The sequence below is a fragment of the Fibrobacter sp. UWB10 genome (assembly GCF_900182935.1).
GTDB classification, from domain to species: Bacteria; Fibrobacterota; Fibrobacteria; order Fibrobacterales; family Fibrobacteraceae; genus Fibrobacter; species Fibrobacter succinogenes_O.
This window is the reverse complement of the sequence record NZ_FXUE01000002.1, coordinates 364873-378755: the sequence shown is the minus strand read 5'-3', so window position 1 is coordinate 378755 and position 13883 is coordinate 364873. Positions and strand designations below refer to the sequence as shown.

Here is a 13883-nt window from a genome sequence, read left to right as displayed (position 1 = left end):
AAGAGCCCTTAACCAAAGATTTTTGCGAACAGTCCCAATTATTCACCGTCCTAGAATCTCTGGATATTTATCTTTCCAACGCCAGTTGAATTTGCCACATTCACGGATCATTTTCTCCTTGTTTCCAAAATTATCCCAACGGCAAGCGCTAAAATCCTGTTTTATGAAAGCAGCCATTTCGTTATAAAAATCAATGTATTCGGGAATGCGGGGGTCTTTTTTTATATTTTCATCGAGACAGGAGGGCTTGGACATATCGAAATAATAATTTCTTTCGCCATCATAATAGATAATACTCAAATACTCAAAACAATCTGCAAAGTAGGTGAAGACAGATGGTTTCTTTTCCAGTAAAAAAGACTTCATTTTTGCATATAATGATTCTGGAATGTGGATATTTTTCTTGCAAAATTCATAAACAATATCGTTTCTTTCTTTTATATGCGATCCCATACAAGTATCAAATGAATAAGACCACATTCCTCCAAAGCCGTCTATGGAAAATATATCGTAGATTTCAGCTTCGGAAGAGTCTTTGTGCAACCTGAATATTTGATAATTTTCGTACGCAATATTATTAGTAAGAATTCCATAAAAAATGTTTTTATCCTTTTCCCATGTTGTATCCACACCTTTAAAGCGCAAACTATAATCAAATTTATAAGTATCATAACTTAATTGACCTGTTGGATCTGAGAATTTTGAAAGCGGAGAGCGCCTCTCCACAGGTTGTTCATTTTGGAATCCGCTCCCAAGGCAAGCGATAAAGAAAACAGGACACAAAATAAGAAGCAGCTTATAAATTTTCATATCAATACCCCCTGCCTTTCCAACCAAAAAGATCTATCAACATATGCGAGATATGATTATTTCCATAATTGTAGCTCGAATATGCTCGATTTTCGCCTTTACTATACATGAGTTCTAAGTTGCCATACAAAGTTGAGCCTGCCTTTCTGTATGTAACCTTTTTGAATCCGTCAGGATGGTTGTTCATCCGTTTAACATGCTCAAAACCATTCGCCAACAAGAACTGATCTAGTTTTAGAAATTCCGCATAGGTAAGATTATTCGGATTATTTCTTATCTTTTCTGCTAATTTCCAATCATCCTCATTTGAACTACTTTTCAGCAACGGAACTACTTCATCAGCAAGAGCCTTACCGAGACCGTCATTGCTCACGTCATACCCGTCACCGAAGGTAAAATGTCCGAATCGACCAAGAGACGGCATCCACAATTCCCACTTGACCATACTCGCCGTGGTGCCGTCGGCGGCTAGGGAACTGGAGTTGTTGCCGATTCCAGAATACAGGCGTTCTTCAAAACCCCAGCTCGTTCCGCCGTTCTGCGACACTTCCGCATGCAAACCGTAGCCACTTATTCCGGCGTACATGCCGCGGCCCTCGGCCCCGAAGAACCCCTGCTCGTATCCATATGAACTACGCCCTCCCGCAAAGGCCGCGTAGACTTCGGCGTAGACGGTCATCCCGACAAATCCGCCGCTGCGGTCCCAGCTATACCCCTGGCCAAGCTCATAGCCGGCACAGGCGTCACTGGAAGAACCGAAGCATATGCCGGCACTCTTGCTGACCGACGTTCCCGTATAGGTGTTCATGTTGAAGCCGCTTCCCCCGTTAAAACACACGCCGTCCACGCATACGCTCGCGTTCGTGTTCAGGCCCAGCGACCTGGAGCCGTCCTGGTTAAAGGTATACGACGCGTTCACACCGCTGTCTTCGAATTCAGCGGCAACGCCCACGCCGAGACTCCAGCCGTGCGACTCATCGTAACCAAAAACGAGGCCGGCGCCAAGCGCCCACATGCCCGTGGGGTCTATGTAGTTCAGCGGGTCGCCACCGTAGCTGTACGGGTTGGCGAACTGTCCCGCCGGATCAGGGGACATCCAAAGGCCAAAGAACGGGTCATAAAACCGGGCACCGAAGTAAAGCTTGTCGTGTTCGCCATCGTACTCCTTCCCCTGCCAGCGCCTGTCATCGTCGGACGCATAGCGGGCAAGGTCAATCGTGGTACCGTAGGGACGGTAGCCGAAGGCGCTCTTGAGCCCGGACTTGTTCACGTAACCGCGGACGCTGCCCTGCAGGTCCTTCACCGGGAAGACCGCCTCGCCATTCAGCCCCGTGCGGTACCCACCACCGAGAAGGTCTATGCGAGCCAGTTCAAGATCGTTAGAATAATTGCGTCCAGAATATTTGTACTCGCCGATTCCCGGATACGTGACCTCTGTCGTGTGAGACGGAGCGTTGGCCACGAATTTGGTCCAGATGCGTTGTCCACCCTCGTCGTAGGCCATTTCTGTCGTGGCAGAACGCGACTCGACCCATTCATCTCTAGCCAGCTGATCTGACGTAAGCGTTCCGGGAATTTTCGAAAATAGATGCACCTTGCTTGGTAGTCCCAAAGCGTTTATCGTGTAGGCACTCATGGAGTTTCTGTCCAGCCACACGTTACCCGACTCGTCATAGGCATAGTACTCTGTCTCGGGACCACCCTTGACCCGCATCGTAAGTGGCCTGAAGAACGCATTGCTGTATGTGTAGGAAATCAGGGTGTCATTGCCGAACCTGCCTTCACGCTTGAACTCGAGACGACCCAAGCCATCATAGGAATAGCGACCGCCACCAACATGGTTGTTGTCGGACTCATATCCAGTCAAGCGCCCCTGCGCATCGTAAGTGTAGTTTTCATTCGAATGGTAACCATCCCATACATGGTGGGCAGAATCTATACGGCCGACAACAGCGGACGGATATGTCGCGGTTTCGGAATAGAGTGTCTTGCCCGACGAATTCTTGTATTCCACGCGGGTCGTTCGCCCATAGATATCCTTCGCATAAGTCATGTCGTAAACAGGCGCACCCTTGTCGAAATATCTTTTCTTCGATACGGTGCCTGCATCAGTACGGTCAATCCGCATAAGGCTATCTCCATCCTCGAGGACCGACTTTAACCGACCCATTCCATCATAGGAATAAACAAGCGTTGAGATTTTGTTCCAAGAACCATTCTTCCACTCGGCAGTTTCCGTTGAAGAAAGCTCACCAGAAATGTTATAAGTGAAGGACGCCTGCGTTGCAGGTGCACCCTCTAGTCCGTAAATAGTCCACTGCTTGATTTTTTGTCCTAGCCGGTTGTAAGAGGACATTTTGAGGCTGTTCGCTCTGATTGCAGCTTCGGAACGAACACGACTTCCATCATAAGAAGCAACTGCTCCCACGTCATTCGGGGAAACCCCCTCCATCTCGTCGAGGATACCCTGCAGCAATTTCGAGTCCGTAGTCACATGCGTGGACAAAAGATCTCCTATCGTCGGTTTTCCGTAAAAATTCTCCGAAAGAATATACAATTTATCATCGGGAACCGAAGTCGCAGAATCATTGAAAGAGTGTCCACAATGGACTTCACCAGTCTTTGCCACTTTCCCCCTATCATCGTACTCTATCGTTGAGAAGTAATTTCCGCTACAACCAAGTTTCTCCGACATCGCCTGTTGACGCGCATCGCGGGTAAAACGGACACGGTCTTCTGCATCATACATACTTACAACAGTTCCCTTGTCAGGGGTCGTGAGCGTCTTGACGCGTCCTACCATATCGTAGGTATAGACCGTAGCCAAAATGAATGGACCTCTATCTACCGAAATATCCGTAGAATCAATCTGATTGTCTGAATTATAGTGACTTCTAGAAATAACCTCATGTTCCCCGGACTTTGCCCAAGTATACAGTACGTTACCATTGGCATCGAATATCTGCTGTGTGTACACGCCTTCAGCCGAGCGATTCACAACAAGTTTAAAACCGTAATCCGTCCAATTTTCAACACTGGATTTTTCATCAACAATCGCATTCTTTGCCGACGCATACTTTCCAGTAAGTACATTTTCATTGAGTTGCTCTTCAGAAATGAAATTTGTATAATCCGACGTTTCAATAGGAATCGTCCACTGCATCGAGGATTTTTGGCTCATAGCATAAGATGCCTCTGCCACCCCAGAAATGTCTTTAGTCACACCATTTCCCTCACCATAATGGTAGTCTTCCTTAGCATAAGGAATACCAAAAGCCAGCTGTCTATCTAAATTATCAGTACCGTTATAATAGTTCGAAGACTTTACAATACACATTTTACAGTACATGTCTTCGTAAGCAAAAGAATCCTTTGCAGAAAGGTAAGAAAGCGGAGCAAATTCAACATTTCCAAAATCGTCTAAATATGTAGCGCTAACATTGTAATAACCATTTCCGAGGTTCGTCTGCGTCTGCACCACCCGTCCAAGACCATCCTTCACGGCATAGGTTTCAAGTTTTCTCGACGTTTTTAACGGGTCAAGAAACACTTCTGTCTTCACATAAGAGGGATTTACTGCATGCAAAGCCCTTGTGCCACACTTTTTAGACGAAGCGACAACATTGAGATCACTAGATGAATGTTCAAGAGTCAAATCAATCGAACCATCTCCTGAAACGGAAACAAAATTGCTCCAAAGCACAGAATCACGCTTATAAACAGTCGCCCCATTGATTACGACTTCTTCAATCGTATCTCCCGGAGAAGGAATTATCTTAGCATAAAGGCTCGCCCCTTCAATGAATTCAAGCGGAAGACCACCACTAAAGTTACTACCCTTTATATAGCTCAAGCCATCGGATACAAACGTAAGCACATGAGTCTTAGGGGGAAGGAACTGCACGGAACGTGGTTGGCGCAAGCCATACATAACATTCTTTATGGAGATTGCTCTATCCTTAGCATCATCCCATGTCTGGAACTTAAATGCAACAGCCCTAGTCATATCTATATCCTGAACAGCTGAGTCAGCGACATTCCAGGAATCCATGTAAGCAATCGGCCAAATCACAGAATAATCGTGTGCAGTTGTAAATTTCCATGAATACGGAAGTAAATCTCCCCCCCTTAAACGAAGCCTATTGGAAACAGAAAGTAAGTCTTTTTTTGCATAAATAGGCATGGTTTGCTTAAGTTGAAAGCCATCAACAAAGTATGGATAGTTAGCAGCATGAGCTTCACTTATCCAATCTCCATTATCCTTGCCGAAATACCAAAAGAATACCGGAACAGCACTTTCCGCATTCAGGTTAAATCCATACGAAATCGAATACGCCTCCACAGTCACATAGTTAAAGCTTCCGACAACCGGCCGTTCACGAGAATGATCATACGCAAAAAGACCACCAGCAGCCTTTTCCGATCCAAAATAAACATTAATGCCATTCTCGCCAGGACTAAATGAAACACCCATATTATTAAAGGACTTTGCAACCCAACCAGGTCTTAATTGTCCATCGAAAACCAAAGGTTCTTTTTTTGAACTTATCATTGCATTATAATCAGCTATTACATCATGTCCACCATTATAAAGTCTCGGATAAAACAAGTCCTTTCCTACAAGTTTATTCAAAAGAGAACTATAATATTGTCCATTATACGCATATGCGGCAGCATCTCCCCATTTAACCCATGGCTGGAACTGGATTTCGCCATTCATATACAGAATCACCTGAAACAATACTGGATATTCAAAATCATCAATATTAAAGGGGCCAATCTCAATAACAGAATACGTTTCCAAAGAATTAATAGTCTGCCATACTACTCCAATTGAAGATGAGCCTGAAAGCGGTCTTATCTTTTTCTTCGTAGTTTCTAAAAAAGGAGTATATCCCCTAGCTCCGTCAGAATAATCAAAATCATTAGGCAAATGTCCTAGATAAACACGTCCTTTATTTGTAACAGTTACCTCACTATAAGTAGTCCCACCAAACTTTATATTGGCTCTCAAGTCCACATGAAGAACAGAATCATCCTCAGTAAGGACTCCATAAAGGGCAGGATATTTTATATTTTCCCATCCAGGAAGGCCATAAAGAATTCTACTGTCAGGGTCAAGTCTCGGCGGACAGATTTGCTCATCCGCAGCAGGACAGGTATCTGCAAGGGCAACGGAAATGCAAGCTGAGAAAAGAGCTATCTGAATAATTTTCTTGATAAAAGCACCCATGATCTTTTCTCCTTATTTCAGCTCGCAGAAAGGTTCTACATTTAAGTTTGCAGACCAGACAAAGCCTTCGAAAATAGTATGGTCAAACATCTGTACAGATGCTTGCGGGGCATAAAGCACAGCCTTCATCTGCACATTATTACCAATCGAGACAAGCCCACTATAACCCACGTAAACAAACAAATCACCAGTATTACCCGAATGCGTAACTCGGCTAAAATTGGCTATATTAAAGCCATTCGTAACCCAAATCCGAGTCCCGGGTTCAAATTCCAATTCAACATAAGGATCCGTCCAGAACGAATCAAAATAATAGTCCCCTGCAGCAAAATGAATTTTAGACTTTTCACGAGCAGCAAAGTTTCTATATGCACCCGGCGAAACATTTCCATTTTGACCAGGTTCAACGATAATATCCGAAGAACCTGTAGCGAACGAGAAAGAAGGCATCGTGGGTATCGCAAGGTTAGGTTCATTAATTACACTTCCATACACCGCGCCATCTTGTAGATGAAGATTACCTATCAACCGAAGGCCATCTACTTGAGATCTATTCGCAAGGAATATATCATCACCAGAGATTGTCCCTTCAAGAGCATACGTTTCAACACCTACTTCAACACGGCCCCCGGCTGCAATCGTCCCAGCAACCGACACCCGATTGCCCACACGTAAATTCCCCGTAATCAAGAATTTTGCATAGGCAATATCCTTCACACCATCAGGCACATTGTGAGTCAAAGAATCACGATATGATCCCCCATTCAACGAACTAGAAGAAGAACTTGTCGAACAGGAGCCTCCATAACATGACGATGACGACACAGACCAGCATGCATCGCCTTCGCATGACGAACTATAGCCACCAATACCTGATGAAGAGCTCAAGCCACCTTGATAAATATCATCATCATTTCCCTCGGACAAATTCGGCTCCCAAGGATTATTCGATGAACTAGATGTCGCATTCGCAGAGCTACTTGACCAGAACAAAGGTTGATTGTCAGGTCTTACAAAGAAATCAATAATAACAGTATCACCCTCAGGACTAACCGTATACACTCCTTTAGGAATAGAGTCGCCCAAGAAACGAAGCGTATCCCCACCGAACAAAACGGTATCCTTGTCTACCAATGGATTGGGCACGTGAATCACCCAACCACCGGTTACATGAATATGAATCTTGGTAGTATCATCCTTGCGAGTAGTCCTTGTCACGCTACTAGGATTCGGAACAAGCTTAGTCACATCTATTTTGGTGATATTTGAGCCCACCATGTAACCATTCACAACTAAGGAATTGCCCGTTCCCCACAGATTCGGATTAGGTCTCGGAGCTCGAATCGTATTGAGATAGTAAGACAATTCAGAGCTATCCTTCCCGATAACACGCAATTCTATCCTATTTAACCCTGAATCCAAACTGACGACAGAATATGCGTTTGAACTCGCAGTCCTATTTAAAACAAAATTGTCATTGACATAAATATCAATTCGGGCAACATCAGCTGATGTACGTAAGGTTGGCTTTATAGACAAGGAATCTTCATAACCAACATTGAGTGCATAGTTCAATATATACTGTCTAAACGCACACGATTCATTCAAGGAATCAGCACCAAGATCCAAGGAAGAAATGCTCAAATCAATTTTATCATCCGCATTATAACGCATCGCGACAAGTCTATCTTTACGGGTTGCATACCCCTCCGCAAAGCCCTGTTCAAACACAACATACGGATGAACAATAGAATCTTTTTTCACGGATATAGCCAAATCTGCGGATTTCCCTGTTTGAACAGGATAAGCAAAAGCAGGATTGCCTATCGATAACCACCTGTTGCCATCATGAGTTATAACTGAAATTTTATTCGCGTTGGCCTTATTTCTAAACAGAATATATGGAGTATCTCCGCGAACCTTCAAGTCGAAAGCATCACCGGGTTGCATGTAAATCACCCTATTCCGTTCATCAGCAAGGGAATTACCTCTCTTTGCTACAACAATTGACTTGTCTTCAACTGGCGTCCATCGAAGATAACTGCTGTAGGTTACACCATCCGAATTCACATTCTGTTCCAAAGAGGCCCTAAAAACGGTCAGAGCAAGCTCTCCATAATCCACATTTGCACCATCATTCGCATTATCTACCCCAGTATTTTCGTCATCATCAAACTGCTCATCCGCATGAGTCCTATAAGCCACAGCCATAAATAAAGATTTTCCATCGTACGCTAACTTTACAGATTTCGCATTTTCAACCGCATGCAAATTTGAGCCATCCCATGAAACAATATCACCTTCATACCGAGGCTGTCCTGAAACCTTACTCGGGCCCGCCCACACAGACCGTCCCATTGACGTTTCAGACGCATCATAGAGACGTTTCACAACTATATAGGCTGGAGCGACTTTCACATAGTTCACAGTTCCGTCATCTTCATCAACTTTCGCATTTACAGCAAAGTTTTTTGGATTTCCTATATAGGCTACATAGAGTTTATCTTCAGGCCCTGAAACCATATCGAAAGCATTATTATTGTAATCGCAGACAACTCCATCTAAATAGGAGACTATATTTCCATGAGTAACCTTCAACACCGTGTCCCTACCAGAAATTGACACCGAGAAGGTATCCCTATCAAACACTGGAATCGATCCAAGATTTTCCCATTGATTAGACTGTCCGTTCCAGATTTTACTATAAAGCAAGCTATCTGTAACAAGCCTAGTCAAGGTCGTATCACGGCCCGTCACCGAAAAAAGTTTTCCCGAGATGGAAACAACTTTTTCCCTTACATCCGCACGGAAAATTAATGCCGGTACATTTCCATTTACAGCTGTTTTCACATCATCGGCACTGAAAGTCGTGTCTTTCAGGTCTCTATAGATATAGTTTTTTCCATCATCACTACCATAAATTCTTGGATACGCAAGCGTTGTCGTAGAGTCACCGTCACTCTTGCCAGCGTCACTCGCAAGCGGAATAAGACTCAAACTATATGTTCCCTTACCACCATTCCCATAAGCAACATTATAAGCAACGGATCGTACGCCAACAATCGCCGACGAATCACATTCCCATAGGCTTTGTTTGAATATTGACTTATACAAGGAATCGTTGCGATCGTTCTTGTAAACAACATTCGATGAATCGTACGGATTTACGAACTGCGGAATTTCGCCATCAGCAAAGCCCTCAATTTGTCCATAGACAACCCAGTCCTTCTTCTTCATCCCGAACTGGAATGCATAATCACCTTTTGCTCCCTTAGCAGAATCAAAAGGAGCTACATCAACAAAGAGAGTCCATTCAGGATTATCCGTAAACTTGAACGATATTGGACAAAGTCCACCACATGCCGCAGGAATCCATTCTTGCAAATTCTTATTTTTCCAATCGGATTCACTTCCCTTTACCAACGCATACCTGATTTCGGAATCGCTTGCAGAATCCAAACCCAGAGAAACACTCACATCAATTGCATCAAGAGCAAAACTCCTTTTCGAAGAAGGATTCTTGTAAGTTGTGTTGTTTACTTTCACATAATCAAGTTTGTCTGAACCCGATGCCGTTATCACACAACTTCCATCGACAAATGTCTGGCGAGAGGCCAAGTAAACATTTCCTTCAGCCGTTTCCAAATAGGATTCAGCCTCTCTTCCCATATCATCATAGAGTACATAGGAACCCACCCCCCTATCGTTCACCGTAGTAATGACCTTGTCCCACATGTCATCCCAAAACAGGGCCGAAGACGTGGCGTCATACGGGAGAACGCGGATATCTTGAACTCGTATTCCAGACGGAGCCGTTGTTGTTAGCGAGAATTGTACGGCAGCATTAGATTGCATGGCAGATGTTTCAAAATCAACCTTTTGCCACCCCATATTTGTTTTCACATTCTTGTCCAGCACTTCTGTTCCCAAGGCTACTTGAACCTTCACAGAATCATTGTCCATGGTCTGGACCCATGCGGATATTCTGTATTTTTTTAACTGTGGGTTTTTAATTATTGCCGAAATTGCACCCGTAGAGGATAATTTGAGCATTTTCGTCGAAAAACGACCATATAGCTTACCTGAATTTCCATGTATAGCATAGCCGGTTATCCCGTCCATTTCTCTAGTCGGCACACAACCAGACCACACAACATCATTGACCTCACCACAATATTCACCAGAAAGCATGAGGCATTCGTTAACACCGCAGCCAGCTGCAGTACCATAAACACGGCGAGTCAACGGATTCTTGAAAGATGCCATTTTAATCTTTTTCGGTCCTTCTTCCGTTTCAATGACATCCCCTTTATTATATACGGAGTTATACGAGGAACGCTTCCAATTGGCATACGAAGATCCAGCCCCGTTTTGCACAATAGAACAGATATCCAGTTCAACATCACTCTTTAACATTCTTTTTTTCGGAACCATGTTCCAAGTGGATACTGACCGGAAAATGCTATCTACAGTATCCCAACCATTTGCGTACGCGGTAACAATTCGACCCTTGCTACATTCTCCAATGCAAGAATACCCTCCTGCAACAGCGTCAATTCTATTCGCATTGCCTAGTTTTGTTTCATAGTCGCGAATCGAAGAATCCATATCGACCACATATTTGACAACCTCTTCTGTTGTCTTTGTACCATTCTTCTTTTTCGTAGACACCACTTGTCCATTCTTGGAAGAATACTCGTAAGTGGTTGTTTCCTTAATCGTTCCATTGAACGAAACAACCTTCTTTACTCGATCCTGATACACTCTTGCAGGCCAACCGGATTCGCGGTGTCGTTCGAAAAACGTCTGCTTTCTAGATAAAAGCGCCGTATGGCCTGGCTCACCAGAATTCGAACGGCCCCTCTGGCTTTCAATACACGAAGAACCCAGTCCAACATTGTATTCTGCACTTTCCGGATATTTTCCGTCGCACAATACGCTATGCACTTCCCCTTGACCAAAGGGAAGAATGACATTCATTTCCTTAAACAACGGAGTATTGTTTGCCTCATCATAGGCTATTTGAGCATTATTCCTCGTAAAATCGTAATTATATTCAATCGTCTTGTCGACAACGGGATCAAAAATAGTCTTCGTTTTCACATAATATGAATCGTACGAACCGACAAATGTATTCCCAGTCTTATAGTAGACGTTCGTCTTGTTATTCTTCGCAGGAACAGCAAAAGCATTATCCCCCAGCGAATAGGCTTTTTTCAAATCAGGTATATTTTTTAAAGATTCCTCGACCCATTTTTCGCCGTCCCAAATCCAGGCAATAGACACACTATTTTTTTCAAGGAACCAGTCTTCGCCCGTTATGACATCCTTCTGTATCATTTTTTCGTCTTTGGCTCCGATATAGCTATAGCCCCAATCTTTATTTTCCACATCCTTCATGTAATAAAGTTGCAAATAGACATACTTTTTCACATCACAACCCCACCACTTGCACTTCAAGCGGCTCTGCCCAACAACAAAGAAATCACGGCCGCTAAAACCGGCCCATTTCCACGCTGCAGAAGGCCATGAAAAATCCTGAATATGCAAATGTCTATTCGGACTTGACCATTTCTCCGTATCCCAATAATAGTTGGTCAAGTGTTCCTTTGCATGGTGCCGTACTGTATAGTAATCCTGACCATGAGCCTGCAAATCCATCGCTGTAAAAAGATTTTCAAATTCATCCTTGAATTCCCTTACCCAGCCAGAGCCGGTCCAATGCCAAGCACGGAACCGGGATTGTCCCCAATAGGCCGAAGGTTCTTCAACACCGACAAAGTAGCCATCACCTAAAAAATATGTACTTCCATTATCCTGATTGTAATCCTCATAAGTCTGTTTCACGCCACCCTTGCTATCAAATGTATAGACAAAGAATCGTACAGAATTAACGGCTTCGGTCGAATTCACTTGGACGAGAATATGATTCTTCTGAGCCATAATTCTAATGCCGTCCTCATTCACCATCGCTTTATTAATTGTATCTAAAGTAAAGGACTCGCCCCATTTTGACCAAACAACGTCTAATGTCGAAACCGGTGTTGCAAGAGTTCCACCATTCGTTTCCACTCGAATGACATAATCTGGCCCAGCAAATACATTCATCGCTCTAGAACTCCACGACCAGAACTTCCTACCATTATCAACCGTTTCCTTATGTACTTCATTCCAATCTTTTCCGTCCCACTGATAAATCACAGCACCAGCAACATCCTTCTCTAGTTTATCCTTAATAAGAAACCACCCTTGGTCACCAAACTCAACATCAGACACTTTATTCACGTCGATATCCTTGACATGCACCCAACTTCCATTGATCCTGTGAAACACCACTACTTTCTTATCTGTCTTCTTCCCGACCAAGTACGGCGTACCATCATCCAGATATCCTTTACCGAAAATCTTTTCGGCATCAAGAGTATCGACATGTCCATTTCCAAGGGTTTCCTTCACGTATGTATATTCCACCCATCCACAATCTTTACCTTTCACCTTGAAAAGAGCTCCCCACGGAGACTCAGCACTATTTCCTGTTGTAACACCCGTTTCTTGTCCATAATACTTATAATACTCATAATCGCTTTCCACACCCGCCTTATTGAAAAAACGTACCGCAGAAAGAAGCCTCTTGGTAAAGCCAACCTTTTTATCACCATTTTCTGCATATTGTACCAAAGGCACGTAGCATAGTTCGACGGACCCAACCCTGCCATATCTACCCGAAATTTCAATCTTGGACAAATACTTGCGGTTCACCTTTTCTATAGCCATATCTACATCAGTATCACCCAAAAGTTCATTCTTTTTTCCTTCATAGTCGAGAAATTCGCCAAAAAACTCCCCCTCGCCCTTAGCTCCATATTTAAACTGAAGAACATCATTCATGGACGAAACGACCTTCGTCAGGTAAGATTCCTTTGTATATTCCATCGTACCAGATTTCCAAGGCCCACTTGTTTCAAAATCACCGGAAAGCCCCTCCGTAATCTGCTCGTAGGTATATTGAAGGTAGTTGCCTTCAACATCTATTTCCTTGCTAACATTCCATACTGTAGGGTAAAGCCATGGAGTCCCCTTTATAGCCTTACCAATCAAGCCATAACCAAGCGTTCCATCATCTTTCAATGGCCAAAACAGGTCGTATTCTGTAGCATTCCTTTCCGGGGCAATCAAAATTTTATCATTTTTCTCACCAAGGTCTCCATATTCATGAACAACCCCCTTCGTATCCGTGATTTTCCACCCTTTAACACAGGTTATAACGTCCCCCGTTCCAGTGACATCGGTCGAAACAACAATCTGTTCAACTTTCAAGAACGGGTTTCTTTCCACCCACCACTTATCACAGGAATCCTTGAAAATTTTGAACCTACCGCCAGAAGGCAGCATCAAATAGTATTGGTCATCGCCAATAAAACTTGTTCCGCGATTATCGCTGACAACCTTCGCCCGACCCAAGGTCCACCCGAGGCCTACAAGGCCTACAGAAGTCCGGTCATTCCTCGTTTCCATCTCCTTAAAGATGTTTCCCGAATAACTCAAATCAAAACTTACCGAGACTTCACCCACGGAAATGCTGACAAGCGACTTGGTCAAAGCAACCGTACCCGACAAAGGATTTACGCCCCCTTCAGGCGACATATATCTATTGAAGGCATTGGAATTGTTTCCATTTTCCGCATACGAGGTAGAAAATGCTAAAAACAGGCCACACGCAAGAAACAGTTGCTTAAACAATGTCATACCTTATTTCTTAAAAATTAAGTTGTAAATTTAGAACAACTTAGCAACTTTTAAAACAAACAAAAACATCATCAAATTCTGTTTTTTTTATTAC

General features: G+C 43.6%; 3 protein-coding genes. All 3 read right to left on the bottom strand.

The window, feature by feature from the left end; all coding sequences use genetic code 11:
• Positions 1–42: 42 nt before the first annotated feature.
• The 3 genes from QOL41_RS06155 to QOL41_RS06145 all read right to left on the bottom strand — a co-directional run bounded on the left by QOL41_RS06155 (position 43) and on the right by QOL41_RS06145 (position 13789).
• A complete protein-coding gene (locus QOL41_RS06155) occupies positions 43–810 on the bottom strand; it encodes a hypothetical protein (protein WP_283429047.1) in 768 nt (255 codons plus the stop codon).
• A 1-nt stretch (position 811) separates the two neighbouring features.
• The gene (locus tag QOL41_RS06150; RefSeq protein ID WP_283429046.1) at positions 812–5284 is read right to left on the bottom strand and encodes an RHS repeat domain-containing protein; all 4473 of its coding nucleotides are present in this window, start codon (positions 5282–5284) and stop codon (positions 812–814) included.
• Positions 5285–6055: 771 nt separating this feature from the next.
• The gene (locus QOL41_RS06145; protein WP_283429045.1) at positions 6056–13789 is read right to left on the bottom strand and encodes a hypothetical protein; all 7734 of its coding nucleotides are present in this window, start codon (positions 13787–13789) and stop codon (positions 6056–6058) included.
• Positions 13790–13883: the final 94 nt, after the last annotated feature.